Genomic DNA, 22,990 nt, shown 5'->3' on the forward strand with positions numbered 1-22,990 from the left:
AGCGCCGCCTTCGATCGGCTCACCCGCGCCGAGCGCTACAGCGCGATCCACCCGCTGCTCGTGTCCCCGGACGGTGCCACGCTGGAGCGGCGGGTCGAACGGCTGATCGCGCGGCTCACGTCACCGTGATCAGGTCCCTCACGCGACATGGTGTGACGACGACGAGGGCTGCCGTCGCGACGGTGAAACGGCCTCGATGCCCTGCTGAGCGCAGGCGTGGCCGTCCTGGTCCTCAGCCACTCCGATGGTCACGCGCTGACTGGTCCGCACGCTAGAAGCGCACCTGCGTGCCGGCGAGGTCGTGGAGTCCGGCCCAGAGCCGTTCTGCGATGCCCGGGTCCGGAGCGCTCGTGTGGAGTGAGGGGGACAGACGGAGTGGGGGCCCGGCAAGCTTCCTCGGGCCGTAGAACTCGCCACCGACGGCATCAGGGCTCGCCAGCGCGCGCACACCCGACCACGCCGCCGCATCCTTTCCCTGCGCCCACGGCGTATACGGGTTCCGCCGGTAGGCAACGGTGGAGTCCCGGATCCCCGGACGCTGCGGCGTCTTGGCGTCAACACCCACGCCCGGTCGCGTGACGATGGACGCGATCGGGAGGCCGGCGGCACGCACTCGCCGGTCCAGCTCATAGGCATACAGTTCGGTGAGCGTCTTCGCCAGGATGTAGGCGCCGATACCGGTGCGAGGCCTGGCGCGGACGTCCGTCACCTCCATGCGGAACCGCTGAACGAACCCGGTGGAGGCATGGACGATCCTGAGGGGATGATCGCGATTCTGAGACGAGTACGCGTCGAGAAGCCTCGCGACCAGAGCGACATTGGACACCGTGTGGGCCCCGACCATGAGGGGCAGGCCATCCTGCGTCCTCGCCCGGGCGGAGAACTCCATGGGACCCCCGTTCAGGAAAACGCCGTCCAACCGTGGCAGAACCGCTAGCCGTTCAGCGCCCTCGCGAACAGAGTCCAGTGACGTGAGATCGAAGGGGACGGACCCGGTGATGGCGTCAGGCACCTGACCCCGGATCGCCGCCGCGGCCACCTCGATCTTCCGAGCTGACCGCGACGCGAGGATCACCTGCGCGCCAGCGGCGGCGAGCTGCTCAGCAGCGAAGTAACCGATACCCCCGGTCGCACCGGTCACGGCATAGACGCGCCCGGCGAGGTCTGGTAGGCGGGTGGGATCCCAGGTCATGATGAACTCCTCTAAGTGGATGGTCTATCCACTTAGAGGATAGCGCCGAAACGGATAGAAAGTCCACTTTGGTAGGGTGTGCCTGTGCCCACTCTCAGATCAGACGCCGCACGGTCCCGCGCCAAGATCCTCGAGGCCGCGCGCAGGCAGCCGATCTCCGAGCTCCGCCTCAACGACCTCGCCCGTCAGGCGGACGTGGGCGTGGCCACCGTCTACCGCCACTTCCCGACGGTGACCGCACTGGTCGAGGCACTCACCCTGGAGGCCTTGGACCAACTCGTCGACAAGGCCCGGGCCGCCGCCGAGGAACCCGACCCAAGCCGTGCCTTCACGCAGCTCGTGCGGGAGACGGCCACCCGACAACTCCAGCACGAGGGTCTACAACTCATGCTGCTCTCGGACGAGACTTCCACCGCGGTGCGCGGCCTCCGCGACGAACTCTTCGGCCTCGCGCAGACGACACTCACCAACGCGATTGCCGCGGGAGCTGTGCGGCCGGACATCTCGCTCGACCAGGTTCAGCGACTCGTCTGCGGAGTCGAACACGCTGTGCGGCTCGGGGACGGCAGCGACCGGGATCAGTTACTCGAGGTGGTTCTGGCGGGGTTGAGCCCGACCTGAGTCGCCAGACGGGCACGGAACAGCGACAAGGTCGTCCGACTCCGTCATAGAAGGCCGACTAGGGCGTGTCTCCTATAACTAAGCGGTGATTGGCGGCACCGGCGTCTCATGTTCGGCGCTTTGCCGAACAGCAGCGGAAGTGGATCGCGCCATACATCCTCGGACGAAGGATGTTAGGGGCGCGGCTGCGTGACTATCCTGTCGGGATGACTGCAGAGACCGAGTTCACAACCTAAAGGCGTTCTCTGAGCGGGTGGGGCAAATGTGCGGTGACAACGGCAGAGGTGTTGTCCACCCCCGACCTTGAGGTAATCGCGCAAGCTGTGCGGCACGCCGACCCTCGCGGAGTGATTGCCCGTGGGCTGGGGCGCAGCTACGGTGACCCGGCGCAGAATGCGGGCGGACTCGTCGTCGATATGACGGTACTGAACCGTATCCACCACATTGACCCTGATTCAGGTGTCGTTGATCTGGACGCGGGCGTCACCCTGGACAGTCTGATGCGCGCGGTTCTCCCATATGGCCTGTGGGTTCCGGTACTGCCTGGGACCCGTCAGGTGACGATCGGTGGTGCGATTGGCGCCGACATTCACGGGAAGAACCACATTCACACGGCAGCTTTGGCAATCACGTTGAGTCCATTGATCTGCTCACCGCTGACGGATCCATCCGCACCCTGACTCCCTTCGGCGAGGATCGTGACCTGTTCTGGGCGACGGTCGGCGGAATGGGACTGACCGGCATCGTGGCCCGGGCGCGCGTGCGGATGAAGCACACCGAGACCGCGTACTTCATTGCTGATCACGACCGCACCAGTAACCTCGACGAGACGATGGAACTGCTCACCGGTGGTTCCGACGACGGCTACGACTATTCGATGTCAGTGCCAGATACCATCTCAACCGGCTCAAAGCTGGGCCGGGCGGGATTCACCCGCGGGTCGCTGGCCACCCTGGATCAGCTTCCACCCAAGCTCCGCCGGGACCCACTGCGATTCAACGCACCGCAACTGTTCACCGTCCCGGACATCTTCCCCAGCGGGATGGTCAACAGGCTCACCACAAGGGTTGCCGCCGAAGCCGCGTATCGCATGTACCCGAAACACGGTCGGGGAACTATCCAGAACCTGACGCAGTTCTACCACCCGCTGGACCTCCTCGGAGAATGGAACAGGGCTTACGGGCCGAAGGGGTTTCTGCAGTACCAGTTCTCGGTTCCGTTCGGCGCCGAAGAGCAGCTCGCCGCCGTTGTCCAAGTGATTGCCGAGTCCGGCCATAGGTCGTTTTTGAACGTGTTCAAGCGCATGGGTGAGGCCAATCCTGCTCCACTGTCGTGGCCGCAGCCGGGGTACATGCTCAGTCTCGACTTCCCGATCAAGGACCGTTTAGCGCGATTCTGTGACGAGCTCGACGAGCGTGTCCTCGAGCTCGGTGGTCGTCTCTACTTCGCTAAAGACTCACGCACCACTCCCGAGCGCATTGCGGCGATGTACCCGCGGCTTGAGGAATGGCAGACCACACGGGATGCAGTCGACCCCGAAGGGGTCTTCGTCTCCGACCTGGCTCGCCGACTTCGCTTAGGGAGCGCCTCTTACTCCTGAGTGGAGCTCGCGAGTCGGTACCCGACTATGGGAGACACGCCCTAGACGTTGAAGCGGAACTCTAGGTATCAACCTGATTCCTACTCCTACCTGCGAGGATCTCCCCGCCCTTTTGAGTCACAGTCCCGTTCTAGTCCCGTTCGTAGCCAAGAGAAGGACCGAATCATGGGATAATCCAAGCATGGCAATGGATCCGTTAATCGTCACAGCGCTGGTCGGAGGCGCTGCTGGACTAGTAACCGGCCTGGCAAGTGCGCTTGTCACACCGTGGGCACAATGGGGAGTTGAGAAACGCAGGAAGAAATTGGAGCATAGGACCGCCAAGCTAAAACAATGGAAGTCGGGGTTAAACGACATAGACAGTGCACTTACCAAGTACAGGACATGGAGTGAGGGAAACGTTCTTTACGACCCTTCAGACCCGTTTGAAACCGCCGAAGAAGACTTCAAGCGTGCGCTAGACATCGACGCGAGACCGTGGTTCCTCAGCCTTGGACACTACCTTTCAGATTGCAAGTCAACCGCCCTACGTCAGCTAGTTACTAGGGCACAAAGCACGCCGACCGTCGAAAACGCAAACGAACTTATCAGGAATATAGCGTCTGAGATCCTCACAGTAGAAAAGCAGTGGAAGATCGGTTAACGATCGTAATCGGGAAAGGGACCCCATCCGTCGGACTCCGGGGCGGCCACTTCGCCGTTTGAATCGACGGTAAACGGTTGAAATCCAGCAGTACCTAGCTTGAATCTGGCCGCACGTTTTGGTGCGCGGAGAGGGAGCATAGACCACTTCCCTTTCCAATCCGATGGAGGCTCCCCGCCTGGCTGCCTAACCCAATCCGGCACCACGTTCTTTTCCTCATACCACGCCCAGAATTCTGCCGCGCGAGTCAGATACTGATCCCGCTCGCTGGAGTGCTCCTCGATGAATTTGTTCCAGAACCAGCCAAAGAAGTCCCGGGCAGCGTTGCTGTAGTGCTCAATTGGTTCCGCTAGGTCAAATTCCTCGGCGAGCGAATTCAAGTAAGACTTCGAGGGACCCGTCCACTTGCTCCAAGCAAGTAACTCAGATTTTTTGTAATGAACCGAGTTTAGATGCCGCGGGGGTTGCCCCTGCTCCATTATTAGTTTCGACCCCAAGTGTGCCTCGGGCGCACCGCGGTGGATTACATAGTTTCTTAGGTCTATCAAGAATTTAGCAGGCCCCGAGCCGAACAGATCAGCAACTTTCGGCCGGTAGATTCGAATGTCGAAATCGCTGTCTTTTCCCCAGTACTTGTGCACTAATCGAAGCTGTACGTCCCTCATGCTCCCCACTGAGGCCAGAAAGTTAAGCAGCAAACGAGAAAGCTCCGAACTGTAAGTTTCGGGCAACTCGTGGACTATTTTACCGGTGCCGATAAATTCTCGAAGATGCCTGTCGATCTGCTGCACATTCTCGGACATAATCCAAGAGGCTAAATTAAGTGCATCCAACTCTTGCTTAATATTGTATCCGGGCATTTGTTCGAGATAACGAATTCTTCGCTGCTCCTCCGCTACCTGGGGATTTGTGTAGCCTTTGCTCATACTCGAACAATATCAAATTCTTCAACAGCCTTAACCCCACATCTGCCGCACATTCGACGGCTCCGCCGAGACGGCGAAGGCGTTGGCCATCGCCCCCGAGACGAGGTCGGTCGCATCCGAGTACAGGTGACCGTAGGTGTCCATCGTGATTTTGAAGGACGAGTGGCCTAGGTGCACTTGGATCGCCTTGGCGGGGACGTTCGCAGCGATGAGCAGGGCGGCGCAGGTGTGACGGAGGTCGTCGAACCGGAGCGAGTCGGGCAGTCCAGCCCGAGCCGCTGCCCTCTTCCAGTACCGCAGGTAGAAGTCCCTCCCCCAGTGCATCGGGAGGTCGTCGCCGTCGTCCCCCGGCCACATGTAGTCCGTCGGCTGCGGTCCGCGAACCTCGAAGACCGCCCGTAGCTCCTCGGTCATGTCTGGCGTCATCGACACCCACCGCGACTGCCCGTTCTTCGGGGGGACGACGTGGAATTCGTCGGCGCTGACGGCAGAGATCGACTCCGCGACGTTCACCCGCCCACGCATTAGGTCAACGTTCTCCCACCACAGGCCACACACCTCTCCCGCCCTAAGACCGGTCTGCGCCGCGAACCGGACCATCCGCCCGAAGCTCGTTGCGCGGCCGCTCGGTCGGTACTTCTCGGGCCGTTCCCCTCCAACTCCGTCCACGACCCCCTCGACCGCCGAGGCGAGACGGGCGACCTGGGGCGCGGAGAGGAACGCGACCTCCTCCCGGCGGTGCCGAGGTAGGTCTTCCCGCGTCAGCCCGTCGCACGGATTACCCCGGAGGTACCGGGAGCGAACCGCCGCGCCGGGGACCTGGTTCATGACCCGGACGGCGTTTTGCACGGTTCCAGGCGCGAGGCCCGCCTTCGGCGTCTCGTCATCGCGCTCAGCCTTGCGCTCGCGATACCTAGCGTCCCGATCCGTGCGTGATTTCGCAGGGTCGGCGTCCCCCTTGTTGTTGTGGCCGACGCGCTTCCCCTCGGCCGAGAGGTAGGTAATCCACGCAACAATGTCAAAGGTGGTGATTCCGCCGATGGGGCGATCGCCGAAAGTGGGATAGATGCGCTAGTCGAGGATCGTGCGGTACGCCTGCTTCGGCTTCGGGCGGAGGTTCCGCGACTCCAGCCACAGCTCCGCCACCTCCCGCACCGTCCGCCTCGAGTCGGAGGGGTCGATGTACTCGCCCCGGTCGAGGTCCGCCTTTACCCATTGAGAAACCGCTTGACCTCAGTGCGGGAGCCGAAGGTCTTCGAGCGGCGCTTGCCAGCGTCGTCGTACCACCGCACCCGGAAACGTCCCGGGGTCTGCTCCTGAATCGAGTAGCGGTTCGCGCCCATCTCAGGCCACCGCCTCTAGCGCCTCGGTCGCGGAGCGATACGCCCGCCGCACCGTCGACTCGTTCCACGTCCTCAACCCCGTCGGCGACAACACACCGTCCGCGCTCAGCCCAGCCGCGATCATCGGGAACGAGGTGCCTGATTCGCGCTCGGAGACGATGCGGTTGAGGATCGCGGCGGGGATGCTCGACGGTCGGCCCAAGCGCTTCCCGGAGGCCTTGCGGGCGGCGAGGGCGTCCCGTGTTCGCGCGGAGATCAGCTCACGCTCGAACTGAGCGAAAGTCGCCAGCATCGACGCCATCGCTCGCCCCGGAGGGGTCGACAGGTCGATCCCCATATCCATCAACACGAGGTTTCAGCCCTTGTCCTGCGCGAGGTCCATGATCTCGGCGGCATGGCGAGACGACCGGGCGAGCCGGTCCATCTTCGAGACCAGCAACCCATCCGCCCGACCGGCCGCGAGTAGGTCGAGCGCCTTCCGCAGGCCGGGGTTGATCAGCCTCCCGGACGCTCCCCTGTCCGCCAGCACCTCAATGTCCCAGCCACGCCGGTCGGCTTCCGCGAACAGCCCAGCGCTTTGCGCTTCGAGACCGAGGCCGGAGTCCGCCTGCTCGGCGGTCGAGACCCGGACGTACCCGAGGTACAGCGGGCGGACCGGCTTGGGCGCCACTGAGGGCAGATTGGACACCGGCACTGCTGGGGGCGTGGCCTTCGGTGGGCGACTCATCGTCGCTCCTCTCGTACTCGGGACAGACGTGTCCGATTTCTGAAGTGGTGGGTTTCTCGCTGGTGACTGGAGCCGTCAACTCGGCGGATACGGTCGTCTACGCCTTACGCCTAACTCTACGCCTGTCAAGGTCCTGGAGCGACAGCACCGATCTTCGCTGCAAACCCTCTGAGCTGCAACGATTACGGCGTAGAGGTTTCACGGCCCGACGGACCGATGGGCCGCCTCTACACCCCCGTTCCGAATGAGCGGCCATACCGAGGCCGCGACGCCTCGGAAACCCTCACCGCAGCGCCTCCGCGCAAGCGCACGAGCCAACAACCCCACAGACTCCCGGCGGCGCGACCCCCCAAGCCAGCGCCGCCGGGCGCTCCGAGCAATACCCCTCTCGGAGCACGTTCCCCGCGCGAGGGCTTCCAACCAAGCAGGGGAACGACGAAGGACGCTGGACTGTTTGACTTGTCACAGCAGCGCCCGAGCCGGAACGCCGGTCCGTTGGGTCCAGTTGACTTGTCCTGGTCAGTGGCGGCGGGTCCGACACCACGACCCCGCCTAGGCGACGAGCCACCTGGGCGGGGTCGCTGTTGTCCAGAACGCGATACACGCCTGAAACCGCGATTCTGTCTTACCCGCGAGCTAGCCTCTCAGACGTGACCCTTAAAGACCTCACCGCAGAAGCAGTCATTGCGGCTATCGAAGAGTTTGATCAACTTGGCGCAGATGCCTTTCGCGCGAAGTACAGGTTTGGACCAGCCACAGATTATCTCCTGGAGCGGGACGGTAAATCCTACGACTCGAAAGCAATAGCCGGAGCTGCGCACGGGTACCTGTCCGGAAAAGAGCCTCTCCGGCCGGAGGACTTCTCGGGCGGCGACGCCACGGTTGGGCGACAGCTTCGCGCTCTCGGTTTCCGGATTCCCCCGCGCCGCTCGCCGCCTTGGGCGCGAGATGAAGTGATCCTGGCCTGCGATCTAGTAGCAGCGAACAACTGGGCATACCTGACCGCCGAAGACCCCCGAGTGGTTGAGCTTTCGGCAATTCTGCAGCGCTCACAGCTTCATCCACCGGAAGTCCGGAGCGAGAAGTTCCGCAACCCGAACGGAGTGGCACGAAAAACGGTGGACATCGCGACGCATCACCCGGAGTACGAAGGCGCGCCCACCAAGGGCGGTGAAATCGACAGGGTTGTCCTCAACCAATTCCTATCCGACCCCGAGTACATGCACGAGCTTGCAACCCAAATCCGGCACACGCTTACAACAGCCGTGGAGGAGGGCATCCCCCTAGCGCCAGTGGATGAAGAGGACGAGGGCGCGATGGAAGGCCGACTCCTTCAGAGGACGCATTTCCATCGAGAGCGCGATAAGAAGCTGAGAGATCGGAAAATTCGTTCGTTCTTAAAGGGCCACAAGGCTGTCTACTGCGAGATTCGCGAATTCAATTTCGAAGAGGCGTACGGCAATCGAGGCCGAAATTTCATCGAGGTTCATCACGTTTTGCCGCTCCACGCTTCAGGCCCAACGACGACCAAACTTGGCGACCTAGTTCTTGTTTGCTCAAACTGCCACAGAATGATCCACCGAAGCACGCCATGGCTAACCCCAGATGACGTTAGAAGGCTGCTCCTCGAACAGTCTTCAACAAACAATCAGTTATGAGGCATTAATGAAGAAGTGGTCCGACGAGATAGTAGATGCCTTGCGTGAGCTTGGAGGACGGGCTACGCGAAACGAAATACTGGAAGTAATCGAGAAGCGGCGCACTGGACTAACGCCACACTGGAAAATGACTGTTCAGAACACCATCGAACGACACTCCAGCGATAGCAAGAATTATAAGGGCAGTGACGACCTCTTCAAGTCGGCCGGAATCGGAAGCGGAGTGTGGGCGCTTCGCGAGACGATTGCGACACCCGCCGACCTAGAGGCTCCACCAGAGACACCCCGAGCCGTCGATCTTCCAGACGGAAACGAGCAACCAGATCGAGCAGAAGCGACAACGTACCGAGTCCTTCGCGACACGCCCTTGGCCCGCAAGCTCAAGGAGCTCCATAAGGACGAGTGCCAGATTTGCGGCAAGGCTATCAAGCTAGGCGAAGGGAAGACCTATTCCGAAGCCCACCACATCCGCCCACTCGGCGGACCGCACCACGGCCCCGATACGCCCGGAAACATCGTCGTCCTGTGCCCAAACCATCACGTGATGTTGGACTTTGGGACGATCCCGCTGAGCCTCAAGAGCCTCCGAAGCAAGCCAGGGCATGAGGTTGCTCAGGAGAGCATCGAGTACCACAACAAGAAGGTCCTCCGGCAAGTCGTTTGACACCTGACTCGGCGGCGAGTCCTGAGGCCGGACCCCCCTAGGGTCCGGCCTTCGCCGTTTCTAGCTTTAGTCCCGATCTAGTCCCGTTCGGAGGCGATTCGCGAGCGTACGGGGCCGGACCGGAGGCGACCCCAAGACGGACGATAACGGCTGATCAGAGGCCGGAAAGTCAAGCCGTCCAAGAGCGTCTTCGCAGGTCGCCGGATCGGGCCTAAACGTTGAACCGGAACTCCACCACGTCGCCGTCGGCCATGACGTAGTCCTTGCCCTCCATGCGCACCTTGCCGGCAGCCTTCGCGGCGGCCATGGACCCGGCGGCGTCGAGGTCGTCAAAGGACACGATCTCGGCCTTGATGAAGCCCTTCTCGAAGTCGGTATGGATCACGCCCGCGGCCTTGGGCGCGGTGTCGCCCTTGCGGATCGTCCAGGCGCGCGATTCCTTGGGCCCGGCCGTCAGGTAGGTCTGCAGGCCAAGGGTGTGGAAGCCGGCGCGGGCGAGCGCGTTCAGGCCCGGCTCCTCCTGGCCGATCGACTCGAGCAGCTCCATGGCGTCGGACTCGTCGAGCTCGCGGAGCTCGGACTCGACCTTGGCGTCGAGGAACACACAGTCGGCGGGAGCCACCGCGGCGCGCAGCTCGGCCTGACGCCCGGCGTCGGTGAGCACGGCCTCGTCGGCGTTGAACACGTAGAGGAAAGGCTTCGCGGTCATCAGGTGCAGGTCGCGCAGCAGGGTGCGGTCCACCTCGTCCTGTGCCTGGAACAGGGTCCGGCCGTCCTCGAGCACGGCCTGGGCCTTGCGGATCTCCTCGAGTTGCGGCACCAGGGACTTGTCCTTGCGGGACTCCTTCTCCAGCCGCGGGACGGCCTTCTCGAGGGTCTCCATGTCCGCGAGGATCAGCTCGGTGGCGATCACCTCGATGTCGGCCATCGGGTCGACGCGGCCGTCGACGTGGATCACATCCGGGTCGTCGAACACGCGCACGACCTGACAGATGGCCTCGGCCTCGCGGATGTTGGCGAGGAACTTGTTGCCCATCCCCTCACCGGTGCTGGCACCCTTGACGATCCCGGCGATGTCCACGAAGGACACCACCGCGGGCAGGATCCGCTCGGAGCCGAAGATCTCGGCCAACCGGGCCAGTCGGGGGTCCGGCAGGTCCACGACCCCGATGTTCGGCTCGATCGTGGCGAACGGGTAGTTCGCGGCCAGCGCGTCGTTGTTCGTCAGGGCGTTGAACAGGGTCGACTTACCGACATTGGGCAGTCCGACGATTCCGAGGGTGAGACTCACGAGGCCTGAGTCTACGGCCCGGGCCCCGCGTCCCCGCTGCCCGCCACCCCTGGCGGTCACAGGGAGCGCGTCGGCGAGACCTCTGACAGGATGTGTGCCATGAGCGACGAGCCGAAACCGCCTCCCCCGGTCGGGACAGACGAGGAGTACGTCGACCGGTCCGTCCTCATCGGCCTCGGCGGGCGCTGGGTCACCGACTGGGCGCTGCGCCTGGCCATCCTCCTCATCGCGGGATGGCTGCTCAGCCAGATCGGTGGCGCGCTGTGGGTGGGCATCCTACCGATCCTGCTCGCGCTCATCGTGGCGACGGTCCTCTGGCCCCCGACGGGGTGGATGACCCGCCACGGCGTCCCCAAAGCGCTTGCCGCGCTCATCTCCCTCCTCGGCTCACTCGGGGCCGTCGCGGGCATCCTCGCCCTGATCGCCCCGTCGATCATCGATCAGAGCGTCCAGTTGGCGGACCAGGCCTCCGAGGCGATCGGCGAGGTCCAGGACTGGCTCCGGGGCCCGCCCCTGAACATCCGGGACGAGCAGCTCGACAGCGTGCTGGGCCAGCTCAGCTCGACGCTGCAGGACCGGGGCGACCAGATCGCCAACGGTGTGTTCACCGGCGTCACCGCGGTGGGCTCGCTCCTCATCACCTTCGTGCTGGTCCTGGTGCTCACGTTCTTCTTCATCAAGGACGGCCCCCGGTTCCTGCCGTTCGTGCGCCGGATCGCCGGCCGCAACGCCGGTCGCCACCTCACCGAGGTCCTCACCCGCAGCTGGAACACCCTCGGCGGGTACATCCGCGCGCAGGCGATCGTCTCGTTCGTCGACGCCTTCTTCATCGGCCTGGCACTGGTCATCCTGGGCGTACCGCTGGCGTGGGCGCTGGCGGTCATCACCTTCCTGGCCGGATTCATCCCGATCGTCGGTGCCTTCACGGCCGGCGCGCTGGCTGTGCTCATCGCGCTGGTGGCCAACGGCCTGACCACCGCGATCATCGTGCTGGTCGTGATCATCGCGGTGCAGCAGCTCGAGAGCAACATCCTCCAGCCGATCCTCCAGTCGCGGGCGATGAACCTGCACCCCGTCGTGATCCTGCTCGGCGTGGCCGCCGGTGGCACCCTCTTCGGCATCATCGGGGCGTTCCTCGCGGTGCCGATACTGGCGGTGGCCGCCGTGATGCTCCGGTACCTCGGTGAGCAGATCGACTTGCGGACCGGGGACGTGACGGCATCCGACCTCGCGTCCGCCACCGACGAGGGGCGTCTGACGGCCTGGCTCGGCGAGATGTCCAGTTCGAGGTTCGCGCCACTGCGCAAGAGCAGCAGCGCCATCATGGCGGGGATCAAGGACACCCGGCCGGGACACCCCCACGGGGCACCCGACAGCGGGTCGGTCGAGGCGACCGGTGAGAGTGGGTCGGTGGTGGGGACCCTGCCGATCGACGACGACGAGGTGGTCCCGCCCGACCCGAACGCCGAGGACCCGTCGACCGACCACGCGAATCCTCCCACGGGTCCGGTCGATCCCCACGCCGTGTACGGCAACCGACCCTCGCCTTCGGAGAGCAAGCCCAACGTGCTGCGGCGCTTCGGCAGATTCCTCGCTCGCCGACTCGACGGTTAGAGTCTCATCCCGTGAACACACGCAGGAGCGGACGGGTCCCCGCGGACGAGAGGTCCGTCGTCTCGACCGTACGTGGGCTCCCCGCCTGGTCGGCGGTCCTGCTCGCGGTCGCCGTCACGCTCACCGGGGTGGCGATCGATTCGCTCTCCGGGGCCCTGGGGACCGGCTTCACCGTGGGGTACTTCCTCGGCTGCCTGATCGCGGTGCTGGCGGTCTCGCGTCGCGCACTGTTCGTCGCCGGAATTCAGCCGCCGATCATCATGTCCGTACTGGTCCCGCTGGCCTCGGTGATCGCGGGGGCGGGCCTGAGCGCGGCGGCCTTCTCGCGGTCGCAGATGATCTCGATGGTCCTGCCGCTGGCGACCAGGTTCCCGCTGATGCTCACCACCACACTCGTGGTGGTCGCGATCGCGCTGATCCGGGCGTTCGTCCTGGAACCCCGGCGCACCCGCCCGGCACCGGCCCATCGGCGGCGGGCGGCTCCGGCGCACGCGCGCCGGTGACTCCCCTGCCGCTCTAGACCTTCTTGGGGACCCGGAGCTCGCGGGGCAGGGAGAACGTGATGGTCTCCTGCGCGGTCCGCACCGAGGACACATCGTTGTAGCCGTGGTCGGCCAGCAGGTCCACCACCCCGCGCACCAGCAGTTCGGGCACGGAGGCGCCAGAGGTCACCCCGACCGTGGTGACGCCCTCGAGCCAGGAGGTGTCGATCTCCTTGGCGTAGTCCACCAGGTGGGCGTCGCGCGCACCGGCCTGCAGGGCAACCTCGACGAGCCGGACCGAGTTGGACGAGTTCCTCGACCCCACCACGATCACCAGGTCGCACTGCGGTGCCATGGTCTTGACCGCGACCTGCCGGTTCTGCGTCGCGTAGCAGATGTCGTCCGACGGCGGATCGATCAGCGTCGGGTACTTCTCCTTGAGACGGCGGACCGTCTCCATGGTCTCGTCGACGCTGAGGGTGGTCTGCGAGAGCCAGATCAACTTCTCGGTGTCGACGGGGATGTCCAGGGCGTCGACGGACTCGGGGCCGTCGACGAGGGTCACCACGTCGGGCGCTTCGCCCGCGGTTCCCTCGACCTCCTCGTGGCCCTCGTGGCCGACCAGCAGGATCAGGTACCCCTCCCGGGCGAAGCGCTTGACCTCGGTGTGGACCTTGGTGACGAGCGGGCAGGTCGCGTCGAACGTGTTCAACTCCAGTTGCAGGGCGCTCTCGCGGACGGCCGGGGAGACCCCGTGGGCCGAGAACACCAGGTTCGAGCCGTGCGGGACCTCGTCCGTCTCGTCGACGAAGATCACGCCCTGGTCGGTGAACGACTCCACCACGTGCTTGTTGTGCACGATCTCCTTGCGCACGTACAGCGGTGCACCGTGCTTGGCCAGGGCCTTCTCGACCGTTTCGACGGCCCGGTCGACGCCGGCGCAATAGCCACGCGGTTCCGCGAGAAGCACTCGCTTGGTTGCCGGTTCGGCGATCATGTCGGTCTGCTCGGTCATGGCACCAGGGTACGGTTCATACTGGATTCCGACCATCACGCCTCCCGGACGCCCCCCGGCAGAGAGGTTCCCATGCTCCGACCCTTCTTCCTCACCCGCGTCTCCATCGGTGTCGCCGCCTCCGCGGTCGAGTACGCCGCGGAGCTCCCCGGGCGTGCGGTCCAGGCGGCGGTCTCCCTCCCGACGGTCCCGGTGAAGGTCGCCGGCAGCCTGGTGCAGACGTATCTCCACGCCGGCCAGACCGTCGCGGGGCTCGCGGTCAAGGGAGACCGGGTGCTCGCGACGGTGTTCCCCGCCCGGTCGGACCACCCGGAATGGGCGACGTTCGACGAGGATCTCGACACGCCCGGGGACGGCGCCCGGTACGGCACCGCGGCGGGCCCGGACGGGGACGCGGGCGCCGACGGCGACGACCCCGATGTCCCGACCGGCCGCGTCACCCCACGCGCCACGTGACCGCCGGATCGTCGAGGTCCCCCAGCACCCCCGAACAGCCGTGGCCGGTCCGGGTGGTCTCGGACCAGATCGCCGCCTGGATCCACCGGCTCGGTGCCGTCTGGGTCGAGGGCCAGATCACCCAGTTGAGCCTGCGCCCCGGCACCCGGACGGCGTTCCTCACCCTGCGCGACCCCTCGGTGGACAATTCCCTCACCCTGACCTGCCCGCCCCGGCTCATCTCCGAGGCCCCGGTGCCGGTGACCGAGGGCAGCCGGGTGGTGATCCGCGGGACCCCGCGCTTCTACACCGGTCGTGGGTCGTTCTCGCTCCAGGTCTCCGAGATCCGCCCGGTGGGCATAGGAGAGCTCCTCGCCCGCATCGAGAGGCTCAAGCAGGCCCTCGCGGCCGAGGGTCTGTTCGATCCGCGGCTCAAGCGCCCGCTGCCGTTCCTCCCCACCTGTGTGGGACTGGTCACCGGCCGCGCGAGCGCGGCCGAGCGGGACGTGGTCGAGGTCTCCCGCGGACGATGGCCGGACGTGCGGTTCGCCGTCCGCAACACCGCGGTCCAGGGGCCGTCGGCCGTCCCCCAGATCCTGGAGGCGCTGGCCGAGCTCGACGCCGACCCCGTCGTCGACGTGATCATCCTCGCCCGCGGCGGCGGTTCGGTCGAGGACCTGCTCCCGTTCTCGGACGAGGCCCTGGTCCGGGCGATCTCGCGATGTCGCACGCCCGTGGTCAGCGCGATCGGTCACGAACCGGACTCACCCCTGTCCGATCTGGTCGCCGACCTGCGCGCGGCCACCCCCACCGACGCCGCCAAACGGGTGGTCCCGGACGTCATCGAGGAACGTCGCAGGATCGCCGACGCCCGTGCCAGGACCGCGCGCGCACTGCGGGGATGGGTGGAGCGCGAGCGCGGTCAGCTCGCCGCGGTCCGCTCCCGCCCCGTCATGGCGAACCCGTACGGGATCGTGGAGTCCCGGGCCGAGGTGGTGGCGGAGGCACTCCGGGCGGCCCGCCGGGACATCACCCGGATCGTCCAGACCGAGTCCACGTCGCTCGGCCACCTCGCGGCGCGGCTCACCACGCTCGGACCCGCAGCCACCCTGGCCCGCGGGTACGCGGTGGTCCAGTCCGTCGCCGGGGACCACGACGGCCGCGTGGTCTCCTCGATCGCCCACGCGCCGCCCGGGTCACAGCTGCGTATCCGGGTCTCGGACGGGGCCCTGTCCGCCGCCGTTCTGGGCTCCACCCCCGCCGCGGGACACTCCGCCGCCGCGACACCCGAACCCGCCACACCCGAACCCGCCACACCCGAGGAGCAGTCCTGATGCCCGACGAGCAGACCCCCGTCTCCCAGCTCGGCTACGAGGAGGCCCGCGACGAGCTGATCGAGGTGGTCCGCATCCTCGAGGCCGGAGGGCAGGACCTGGACGCCTCCCTGGCGCTCTGGGAGCGCGGCGAGGAGCTCGCCGCGCGGTGCACCGAACACCTCGACGGGGCACGCGACCGGATCGACGCCGTTCTGGGCGACGACGACTCGGGCGACCGCACCTAGGAGGCCGCGGCGCGCGCGGTGGGTCGGCGTGCACCTGCCCGGGGTCGTCCGGCCGGCGGACTATCGACCGCTGGGCAGCGGTTCGGCGTCCTGGACCGCCGCGGCCAGCGCCTCGAAGTCCGAGGAGGTGGCCGATCCGGTCACCGCCACCCGGACGTCGCCCAGGTCCAGGACCCACACCGGGCGGACGTCGTCACCGGTGAACACGGTCCATTCCCGCCCGGTCACCGGCACGATCGTCCGGTTCGGCCTCGGCCCGCCGTTCAGTGATCGGAAGGCCTCCTCCGGGGCATCGGACTGGACCAGTTCGACGAAACTGCGCTCCCCCGTCACCCACCCCACGTGGCTCGAGGTGGTGTCGGCGAAGCTCTCGACGCGCCCGGAGTTGGAGGTCCACCCCTCCGGGACATCCGGGGAACGGACCGGGAAGTCCAGACTCCGCGCGTCCTGACGCAGGGAGGCGTCGGCGTCGAACTCCGGGATCGCTCCCTGCTGAGGTCCCGACGGGCTGAACGTGCACTGCCCGGACACACCGGCGAAAAGTCCGACGATCACCATGAGAACCACCACCGACCAGAACATGTCGCGGTTACCCTGCAGGATTCTCGGTTTCGGCTCGGCCACGGCGTCGAGTATCCCACCCGGCCGGGGCATGTCGGGCGCCTGGCCCCCGGCGAGGGCCGACAGGTGCAACAATGAGCGCCGACACCCCATCACGCGGCGAGCCGCCACTGCCCGTCCGCCTGCAGCTATCCGAGGAGCCCGACGCCACATGTCAGACGCCCTACGTCCCGACCGCAACCTCGCCATGGAGCTCGTCCGAGTCACCGAGGCCGCCGCGCTCGCGGCCGGCCGGTGGGTGGGCCGGGGAGACAAGCTCGGGGGTGACGGCGCGGCCGTGGACGCCATGCGCGAGCTCATCGGCACCGTGGACATGGACGGCGTCGTGGTGATCGGCGAGGGCGAGAAGGACGAGGCGCCGATGCTGTTCAACGGCGAGAGGGTCGGCACCGGGCACGGACCCGCCGTCGACGTGGCGGTGGATCCGATCGACGGGACGCGCCTCATGGCCGAAGGCCGCCCCAACTCCATCGCCGTCATCGCCGTCGCGGAGCGGGGCGCGATGTTCGATCCCTCCGCGGTGTTCTACATGCGCAAGATCGCCGTGGGACCGGATGCGGTCGGCCACATCGACCTGTCCAAGTCCACCGAGTGGAACATCATCTCCGTGGCAAGGGCCAAGAACATCGATGTCGGGGACCTGACGGTGTGCGTCCTCGACCGCCCCCGGCACGCGGAACTCATCGCGGAGATCCGGTCGGCCGGCGCCAAGGTCCGGTTGATCATGGACGGGGACGTGGCCGGTGGCGTGGCGGCCGCCTCCGACGACAGCTCGGTGGACATGCTCATGGGGATCGGCGGCACCCCGGAGGGGATCATCACCGCCTGCGCCATGAAGTGCATGGGCGGGGAGATCCAGGGGCAGCTCTGGCCCCAGGACGAGGCCGAGCGCCAGAAAGCGGTCGACGCCGGACTCGACGTCGACGCGTTCCTCGGCACCGACGACCTGGTCAAGGGCGACAACTGCTTCTTCGCGGCGACCGGCATCACCAACGGCGACATGGTCCGCGGCGTGAGCTACCGCTCCAACGGCGCCGTCACCAGGTCCCTCGTCATGCGGTCCAAGTCGGGGACCGTCCGGCACGTCGAGGCCCGCCACCGCATGGAGAAGCTCCGCGAGTTCTCGGCGGTCGACTACGGCCAGGGGACCCGCGACGACTGACCCTCCCCGGCCCGGGGCCGCCCCGAGCGGTCGCACGGGGCCGGGCCCGCGGAGCGGCTGCACGGGGCGGCGGCCACGCCTACTCTGGCCCGTATGGCTGACCAGAGTGGATTCCGTATCGAGCACGACACCATGGGCGAGGTCCGGGTACCGGTCGACGCGCTGTGGCGGGCCCAGACGCAGCGGGCGGTGGAGAACTTCCCGGTCTCGGGCAGCGGTCTCGAGCGCGCACAGATCCGCGCGCTCGGCCTGCTCAAGTCCGCGTGCGCGACGGTCAACGGTCGTCTCGGGCTCCTCGAGCAGACCAAGGTCGACGCGATCGTGTCCGCGGCCGGCCGTATCGCCGACGGGGAGGTCGACGAGCACTTCCCCGTGGACGTGTTCCAGACCGGCTCCGGCACCAGTTCCAACATGAACGCCAACGAGGTCATCGCGTCGCTGTGCGCGGCAGAGGGTGTCACCGTGCACCCGAACGACGATGTCAACATGTCGCAGTCCTCCAACGACACCTTCCCCACCGCGACCCACGTCGCCGCGACGGAGGTGGCGCTGACCGAACTCGTCCCCGCACTGAGCGGGCTGGCCGAGTCGCTCGAGCGGAAGTCCGTCGAGTGGCGGGACGTGGTGAAGTCCGGCCGCACCCATCTCATGGACGCGGTCCCCGTGACCCTGGGCCAGGAGTTCGGGGGGTACGCGCGCCAGCTCCGGGCCGGGGCCGAGCGTGTCTGCGCCACCCTGCCCCGGGTGGGCGAACTCCCGATCGGCGGCACGGCCGCGGGCACCGGCCTCAACGCACCGGACGGCTTCGGCTCCGCGGTGGTGGAGGAACTGCGCGCCCTCACCGGGCTCGAGGAGCTGCGCCTGGCCGCGGACCCGTTCGAGGCGCAGTCCGCCCGCGACGGTCTGGTGGAGCTCTCCGGGGCGATGCGCACGATCGCCGTCTCGCTGACGAAGATCGCCAACGACGTCCGCTGGATGGGGTCCGGTCCCATGACGGGCTTGTCCGAGGTCCACCTGCCGGACCTGCAGCCCGGGTCGTCGATCATGCCCGGCAAGGTCAATCCGGTACTGTGCGAGACCATCTCCCAGGTCGCCGCCCAGGTGGTGGGCAACGACGCGGCCGTGGCCTGGGCCGGCGCGACCGGGGCCTTCGAGCTCAACACCGCGATCCCGGTGATGGCCCGCAACGTCCTGGAATCGGCTCGGATCCTCACCACGTCCACCACCCTGTTCGCCGAGCGCTGCATCGACGGGATCGAACCCGACGTCGACAGGATGCGCCGCTACGCCGAGTCCTCGCCCTCGATCGTCACCCCGCTGAACTCGGCCATCGGCTACGAGGAGGCCGCCCGGGTGGCCAAGCACGCGTTGGCGGAGGGGATGACGATCCGCGAGGCCGTGATCGCCCTGGGCTTCGTCCCCGATCCGCTGAGCGAGGACGAGCTGGACCGCCGCCTCGACGTGCTGGGGATGACGGGGCTCGACCGCGAGCGCTGACGCCGGTCAGGCGGCGTGGATCCGGCGCAACTCCCCGGGCAGGGCGTCCGGGTGGAACTCCTCGAGCATCGTGGTGACCAACTCGGCGATCGCCGACCGCTCCGAGCGGTTGAGGGTCACGTGCGCGAACAACGGATGTCCCTTGAGCTTCTCCACCACCGCCTGGATGCCGTCGTGACGACCGACGCGCAGGTTGTCACGCTGGGCCACATCGTGGGTGAGCACGACCCGCGACCCGGTGCCCAGCCTGGAGAGCACGGTGAGCAGCACGTTGCGCTCGAGTGACTGCGCCTCGTCGACGATCACGAACGAGTCGTGCAGGCTCCGGCCGCGGATGTGGGTGAGCGGGAGCACCTCCAGGATGTCCCGGTCCATCACCTCGTCGATCACGTTCTCGCTGACCAGGCCCTCGAGGGTGTCGAAGACCGCCTGCGACCACGGCGACATCTTCTCGGTCTCGCTGCCCGGGAGGTAGCCGAGTTCCTGGCCACCCACGGCGTAGAGGGGCCGGAACACGACGATCTTGCGGTGGCGGCGCCGCTCGAGGACGGACTCGAGCCCGGCGCACAGGGCGAGCGCGGACTTGCCCGTTCCCGCCCGGCCCCCGAGCGAGACGATCCCGATCGACTCGTCGAGCAGGCAGTCGATGGCGATGCGCTGCTCGGCCGAGCGGCCCCGCAGGCCGAACACCTCGACATCCCCGCGCACCAGCTTCAACCCGCCGCCGTCGGTGACGCGGGCCAGTGCCGACGACGACTCGGTCTGGACCCGGATACCGCAGTGGACCGGGGTCTGCACGTCCAACCCGGCCGCGCGGGCCGCGAGCGGCGACGCCCCACCGTCGGAGAACAGGGTGTCCACGAGATCCTGGGTGGCGGGCAGGTCGGCCACCCCGCTGTACCCGGTCAGCACCACGTCCTGGGCGTGGTACTCGTCTGCGGGCAGCCCCACCGATCCGGCCTTGACGCGCAGCGGCACGTCCTTGGAGACGAGGACGGTGTCCTGGCCCTCCGCGCGGAGGTTGAGCGCGCACGCGAGGATCCGAGAATCCTCGCCGGTGTTGCGAAAGCCGGTCGGCAGGATCGTCTGGTCGGTGTGGTTGAGTTCCACCCGCAGGGTGCCGCCCTCGTCGGTGATGGGCAGGTCGCCGTCGAGCCGTCCGTGGCGCAGGCGCAGGTCCTCGAGGAGTCGGAGGGCCTCTCGGGCGAAGTAGCCGAGCTCGGGGTGGTGTCGCTTGCCCTCCAGCTCCCCGATCACCGCGATGGGCAACACCACGTGGTGCTCGGCGAAGCGGGTGACGGCCCACGGGTCAGAGAGCAGAACCGAGGTGTCGAGGACGTAGGTGCGTACGGTGTCGGTCACGGCGGACTCCTGGCCCGCGGCACCGCGGGCGAGCTGGGGGTGGACCGGTCGGCTCAGGTCACCTGGTGGTGACGGGGCCGGGTGCCGGCCCCCTCCCGATCGAGTGCGTCGATCATCGGCTGGGACCTCCCGACGGTCGGCTTCCCCACCGACCGTTGAGAGTCACGCTACGCCCGAATCACACACCTGTGAGTTAACTCATCGTGAATTCGTCAGACTCGTCGACACCTGCGGCCGGGGACCCGGCTCTCCCGCCCCGGAACCCTCGGCCCCGCCTCACTCGACCATCATCCGCACGGTCTCGGCCACGACCGCCGGACGGTCGGAGCCCTCGACCTCGACGGTCACCAGGCTGTTGAGCTGGACTCCGGCGGACTTGCGTTGGAGCGAGGTGAGCTCGACGCCCGCGCGGATCCGCGAGCCCACCGGGACCGGGGCCGGGAACCGGACCTTGTCGACGCCGTAGTTGATCATCATCCGGAATCCACGGATGTCCAGAACCTCCACCCCCAGCACCGGCAGCAGGGACAGTGTGAGGTATCCGTGGGCGATGGTGGCGCCGTACGGCCCCTGCGCCGCGCGGACGGGATCCACGTGGATCCACTGGTGATCCCCGGTGGCCTCGGCGAACGCGTCGATCCGGTCCTGCGTGATCTCCATCCAGTCGCTGTACCCCAGGTGTCGGCCGAGTTCGGCCTCGAGCTGCTCCAGCCCCTCGAACACCCTCATGACAGTCCTCCTCGCTGCACCAGTTGCGATGCGATGACGTTGCGTTGGATCTCGTTGGTCCCCTCGCCCACGATCATGAGCGGGGCGTCCCGGAAGTAGCGCTCGACGTCGTACTCCGTGGAGTACCCGTAGCCGCCGTGGATCCGTACCGCGTCGAGCGCGATCTCCATGGCGGCCTCGGAGGCGAAGAGCTTGGCCATCCCCGCCTCCATGTCGCAGCGCTCGCCGGCATCGGCGCGCTCCGCCGCGTGGAGCGTGAGCTGGCGTGCGGCGGAGAGCTTGGTCGCCATGTCGGCCAGGCGATGGCCGATCGCCTGGTGCTTCCAGATCGGTTGGCCGAACGACTCCCGCTGCTGCGCGTAGGCGAGCGAGTCCTCCAGGGCGGCCGCCGCGACCCCGAGGGCGCGGCCCGCGACCTGGATCCGTCCGGTCTCCAGGCCCGTCATCATCTGGGCGAATCCCCGCCCCGGCTCACCGCCGAGGATCTGCGTGACGGGCGTGCGATAGCCGTCGAACGCCAACTCGCACGTCTCGACGCCCTTGTATCCCAGCTTGGACAGGTCGAGCGAGACGGTCAGGCCGGGCCCGTGCTCGACCAGCACGATCGAGATCCCCCTGTGGGCGGGAGTGGCCGCGGGATCCGTCTTGCACAGCAGCGCGATGAGGCCGGAACGGCGCGCGTTGGAGATCCACGTCTTGGTGCCGGTGATCACGAGGTCGTCGCCGTCGGGACGCGCGGTGGTCCCCATGGCCTGGAGGTCCGACCCCCCTCCCGGCTCGGTGAGCGCCATGGTCGCCCGCACCTCACCCGTCGCCAGCCGCGGGAGGTAGGCGGCCTTCTGCTCCTCGGTGCCGAACCTGGTGAGCAGCGTGGCCACCACGGTGTGCCCGCCCATGGCACCGGCGAGCGACATCCACCCGCGGGCGAGCTCCTCGGTCACGTGCACGAAGCAGGGCATCGAGACCGGCATCCCGCCGTACTCCTCGGGCACGGCCAGACCGTAGATCCCGATCTGCTTCATCTGCTCGATCCAGCGTTCGGGGTAGGAGTCCGCGTGCTCCGTCTCGCGGACGGACGGCCTGACCTCACGGTCGATGAAGCGGCGCACGGTCGCCACCAGATAGGCCTCGTCCTCGTTCAGCTCCGGCACCGCGCAGCACCTCGTCGTCGTCGTCGCTCGGTCGTCCGCCCGGGTGGACGTCGGCTCATCGTCCCAACCCGCCGCACATCCGTCAATAATCATGCTCATGGATTGCCTAGGATGACGGCCATGGACAGTCGCGGCCAGTTCCCCGTCGGCGGACCCCACTTCGATCAGTTGGCGGTGGGGCAGGTCGTCGTCGACGCCCCGGCGGTGACCCTCACGGACGGGCTCGCCGCGACCCACCAGGCCATCCTCGGCGACCGCCTGCGGCTCCCCCTGGACCGCCATCTCGCCCGCACGGTCACCGGTGGCACGGTGGCCCACCCCGGACTCGTCATCGACGTGGCGATCGGTCAGTCCACCGTCCTCACCCAGCGCGTCAGGGCCAACCTCTTCTACCGCGGTCTGCGTCTGCACACCGCGCCCGCGATCGGGGACACCCTGTCCACCAGGACCGAGGTCGTCGGGTTGAGGACCACCAGTCCCTCACCGGGTCGCGCCCCCACCGGACTGGCAGCCCTGAGGGTGACCACCACCGACCAGGACGGGCGGACCGTCCTGGACTTCCACCGGTGCGCCATGCTGCCGCTCACGCCGGGGGTCGACCCGGCGTCGTGCGCGCACGCCGACGACCTGTCGACGATCGGGGCCGCCCCCACCCGGCCGTGGGCCGCGCCCGAGGGCTGGGACGTGGCCGCATAC

General features: G+C 67.0%; 21 protein-coding genes and 2 pseudogenes. 13 read left to right on the plus strand and 10 right to left on the minus strand.

The window, feature by feature from the left end; genetic code table 11:
- Positions 1–271: 271 nt before the first annotated feature.
- Complete coding sequence (locus tag IY392_RS04230; RefSeq protein ID WP_194860591.1) at positions 272–1,192, minus strand: SDR family NAD(P)-dependent oxidoreductase; 921 nt, start codon at positions 1,190–1,192, stop codon at positions 272–274.
- 84 nt (positions 1,193–1,276) lie between these two features.
- Between IY392_RS04230 and IY392_RS04235 the strand changes: the two genes are divergently transcribed.
- The 3 genes and pseudogenes from IY392_RS04235 to IY392_RS04245 all read left to right on the plus strand — a co-directional run bounded on the left by IY392_RS04235 (position 1,277) and on the right by IY392_RS04245 (position 4,056).
- Positions 1,277–1,813: a TetR/AcrR family transcriptional regulator gene (locus tag IY392_RS04235; RefSeq protein ID WP_182612947.1), complete on the plus strand. Its 537-nt coding sequence runs from the start codon at positions 1,277–1,279 to the stop codon at positions 1,811–1,813.
- A 245-nt stretch (positions 1,814–2,058) separates the two neighbouring features.
- Positions 2,059–3,413 (plus strand): annotated as a pseudogene (locus IY392_RS04240) (FAD-binding protein).
- Between the two features lie 181 nt (positions 3,414–3,594).
- Positions 3,595–4,056 (plus strand): hypothetical protein, encoded by a 462-nt coding sequence (locus IY392_RS04245; RefSeq protein ID WP_194860592.1) that lies wholly within the window; start codon positions 3,595–3,597, stop codon positions 4,054–4,056.
- Here IY392_RS04245 and IY392_RS04250 read toward each other — a convergent pair.
- From IY392_RS04250 to IY392_RS04260, 3 genes and pseudogenes are all read right to left on the minus strand, one after another.
- A complete protein-coding gene (locus IY392_RS04250; protein WP_194860593.1) occupies positions 4,053–4,982 on the minus strand; it encodes a hypothetical protein in 930 nt (309 codons plus the stop codon). The genes IY392_RS04245 and IY392_RS04250 overlap by 4 nt on opposite strands.
- Before the next feature lie 30 nt (positions 4,983–5,012).
- Positions 5,013–5,582, minus strand: a complete 570-nt coding sequence (locus IY392_RS19065) for a site-specific integrase (protein WP_228549002.1) — start codon at positions 5,580–5,582, stop codon at positions 5,013–5,015.
- Between the two features lie 744 nt (positions 5,583–6,326).
- Positions 6,327–7,052 (minus strand): annotated as a pseudogene (locus tag IY392_RS04260) (recombinase family protein).
- 650 nt (positions 7,053–7,702) lie between these two features.
- Between IY392_RS04260 and IY392_RS19555 the strand changes: the two are divergent.
- The gene (locus tag IY392_RS19555; RefSeq protein ID WP_194860594.1) at positions 7,703–8,710 is read left to right on the plus strand and encodes an HNH endonuclease; all 1,008 of its coding nucleotides are present in this window, start codon (positions 7,703–7,705) and stop codon (positions 8,708–8,710) included.
- Between the two features lie 7 nt (positions 8,711–8,717).
- Positions 8,718–9,374 (plus strand): HNH endonuclease, encoded by a 657-nt coding sequence (locus tag IY392_RS04270; protein WP_194860595.1) that lies wholly within the window; start codon positions 8,718–8,720, stop codon positions 9,372–9,374.
- Between the two features lie 211 nt (positions 9,375–9,585).
- On the opposite strand, the gene ychF is transcribed toward IY392_RS04270, so the two are convergent.
- Positions 9,586–10,665, minus strand: coding sequence for a redox-regulated ATPase YchF (gene ychF / locus IY392_RS04275; RefSeq protein WP_194860596.1), 1,080 nt, complete (start codon positions 10,663–10,665; stop codon positions 9,586–9,588).
- 99 nt (positions 10,666–10,764) lie between these two features.
- Between ychF and IY392_RS04280 the strand changes: the two genes are divergently transcribed.
- Both IY392_RS04280 and IY392_RS04285 read left to right on the plus strand, forming a co-directional pair.
- On the plus strand, positions 10,765–12,279 hold the full coding sequence (locus IY392_RS04280) for an AI-2E family transporter (protein ID WP_182612948.1): 1,515 nt from the start codon (positions 10,765–10,767) through the stop codon (positions 12,277–12,279).
- An 11-nt stretch (positions 12,280–12,290) separates the two neighbouring features.
- Complete coding sequence (locus tag IY392_RS04285; protein ID WP_182612949.1) at positions 12,291–12,782, plus strand: DUF6542 domain-containing protein; 492 nt, start codon at positions 12,291–12,293, stop codon at positions 12,780–12,782.
- Between the two features lie 13 nt (positions 12,783–12,795).
- On the opposite strand, the gene IY392_RS04290 is transcribed toward IY392_RS04285, so the two are convergent.
- Positions 12,796–13,776, minus strand: coding sequence for a 4-hydroxy-3-methylbut-2-enyl diphosphate reductase (locus IY392_RS04290; protein WP_107758140.1), 981 nt, complete (start codon positions 13,774–13,776; stop codon positions 12,796–12,798).
- A 72-nt stretch (positions 13,777–13,848) separates the two neighbouring features.
- Here IY392_RS04290 and IY392_RS04295 point away from each other — a divergent pair, with 72 nt between their 5' ends.
- From IY392_RS04295 to IY392_RS04305, 3 genes are read left to right on the plus strand one after another with little or no spacing between them, the layout of a single operon-like run.
- The gene (locus IY392_RS04295; protein ID WP_107756796.1) at positions 13,849–14,232 is read left to right on the plus strand and encodes a hypothetical protein; all 384 of its coding nucleotides are present in this window, start codon (positions 13,849–13,851) and stop codon (positions 14,230–14,232) included.
- Complete coding sequence (gene xseA / locus IY392_RS04300; RefSeq protein ID WP_194860597.1) at positions 14,229–15,545, plus strand: exodeoxyribonuclease VII large subunit; 1,317 nt, start codon at positions 14,229–14,231, stop codon at positions 15,543–15,545. Before IY392_RS04295 ends, xseA begins: the two co-directional genes overlap by 4 nt.
- Entirely contained in the window at positions 15,545–15,772 is a 228-nt protein-coding gene (locus tag IY392_RS04305) for an exodeoxyribonuclease VII small subunit (RefSeq protein ID WP_107756798.1), read from the plus strand. Before xseA ends, IY392_RS04305 begins: the two co-directional genes overlap by 1 nt.
- A gap of 60 nt (positions 15,773–15,832) precedes the next feature.
- Here the strand turns inward: IY392_RS04305 and IY392_RS04310 are convergent, their stop codons facing one another.
- Complete coding sequence (locus tag IY392_RS04310; protein ID WP_107758141.1) at positions 15,833–16,396, minus strand: DUF4245 domain-containing protein; 564 nt, start codon at positions 16,394–16,396, stop codon at positions 15,833–15,835.
- Between the two features lie 148 nt (positions 16,397–16,544).
- Here IY392_RS04310 and glpX point away from each other — a divergent pair, with 148 nt between their 5' ends.
- Positions 16,545–17,555 carry a class II fructose-bisphosphatase gene (glpX, locus tag IY392_RS04315; protein ID WP_107756799.1) on the plus strand — a complete coding sequence of 337 codons (1,011 nt, stop codon included), beginning with the start codon at positions 16,545–16,547 and terminating at the stop codon, positions 17,553–17,555.
- Between the two features lie 93 nt (positions 17,556–17,648).
- Complete coding sequence (locus IY392_RS04320; protein WP_107756800.1) at positions 17,649–19,052, plus strand: class II fumarate hydratase; 1,404 nt, start codon at positions 17,649–17,651, stop codon at positions 19,050–19,052.
- Between the two features lie 6 nt (positions 19,053–19,058).
- Here IY392_RS04320 and IY392_RS04325 read toward each other — a convergent pair whose 3' ends face one another.
- The 3 genes from IY392_RS04325 to IY392_RS04335 form a co-directional block, all read right to left on the minus strand.
- Complete coding sequence (locus IY392_RS04325; RefSeq protein ID WP_107756801.1) at positions 19,059–20,414, minus strand: PhoH family protein; 1,356 nt, start codon at positions 20,412–20,414, stop codon at positions 19,059–19,061.
- 276 nt (positions 20,415–20,690) lie between these two features.
- Positions 20,691–21,143 carry a MaoC family dehydratase gene (locus IY392_RS04330; RefSeq protein WP_194860598.1) on the minus strand — a complete coding sequence of 151 codons (453 nt, stop codon included), beginning with the start codon at positions 21,141–21,143 and terminating at the stop codon, positions 20,691–20,693.
- Positions 21,140–22,294: an acyl-CoA dehydrogenase family protein gene (locus tag IY392_RS04335; protein WP_194860599.1), complete on the minus strand. Its 1,155-nt coding sequence runs from the start codon at positions 22,292–22,294 to the stop codon at positions 21,140–21,142. Before IY392_RS04335 ends, IY392_RS04330 begins: the two co-directional genes overlap by 4 nt.
- A gap of 120 nt (positions 22,295–22,414) precedes the next feature.
- Between IY392_RS04335 and IY392_RS04340 the strand changes: the two genes are divergently transcribed.
- On the plus strand, positions 22,415–22,990 hold a 576-nt coding region (locus IY392_RS04340; RefSeq protein WP_194860600.1), incomplete at its 3' end, for a MaoC family dehydratase.

The sequence above is a fragment of the Dietzia sp. SYD-A1 genome (genome assembly GCF_015356725.1).
Lineage (GTDB): Bacteria > Actinomycetota > Actinomycetes > Mycobacteriales > Mycobacteriaceae > Dietzia.

Coding starts and splice junctions, on each gene's coding strand:
- IY392_RS04280 (WP_182612948.1), top strand. CDS start 10,765: ATGAGCGACGAGCCGAAACCGCCTCCCCCGGTCGGGACAGACGAGGAG.
- IY392_RS04305 (WP_107756798.1), top strand. CDS start 15,545: ATGCCCGACGAGCAGACCCCCGTCTCCCAGCTCGGCTACGAGGAGGCC.
- IY392_RS04330 (WP_194860598.1), bottom strand. CDS start 21,143: ATGAGGGTGTTCGAGGGGCTGGAGCAGCTCGAGGCCGAACTCGGCCGA.
- IY392_RS04230 (WP_194860591.1), bottom strand. CDS start 1,192: ATGACCTGGGATCCCACCCGCCTACCAGACCTCGCCGGGCGCGTCTAT.
- IY392_RS04245 (WP_194860592.1), top strand. CDS start 3,595: ATGGCAATGGATCCGTTAATCGTCACAGCGCTGGTCGGAGGCGCTGCT.
- glpX (WP_107756799.1), top strand. CDS start 16,545: ATGTCAGACGCCCTACGTCCCGACCGCAACCTCGCCATGGAGCTCGTC.
- IY392_RS04290 (WP_107758140.1), bottom strand. CDS start 13,776: ATGACCGAGCAGACCGACATGATCGCCGAACCGGCAACCAAGCGAGTG.
- IY392_RS04270 (WP_194860595.1), top strand. CDS start 8,718: ATGAAGAAGTGGTCCGACGAGATAGTAGATGCCTTGCGTGAGCTTGGA.
- IY392_RS19065 (WP_228549002.1), bottom strand. CDS start 5,582: ATGGTCCGGTTCGCGGCGCAGACCGGTCTTAGGGCGGGAGAGGTGTGT.
- IY392_RS04320 (WP_107756800.1), top strand. CDS start 17,649: ATGGCTGACCAGAGTGGATTCCGTATCGAGCACGACACCATGGGCGAG.
- IY392_RS04295 (WP_107756796.1), top strand. CDS start 13,849: ATGCTCCGACCCTTCTTCCTCACCCGCGTCTCCATCGGTGTCGCCGCC.
- IY392_RS04250 (WP_194860593.1), bottom strand. CDS start 4,982: ATGAGCAAAGGCTACACAAATCCCCAGGTAGCGGAGGAGCAGCGAAGA.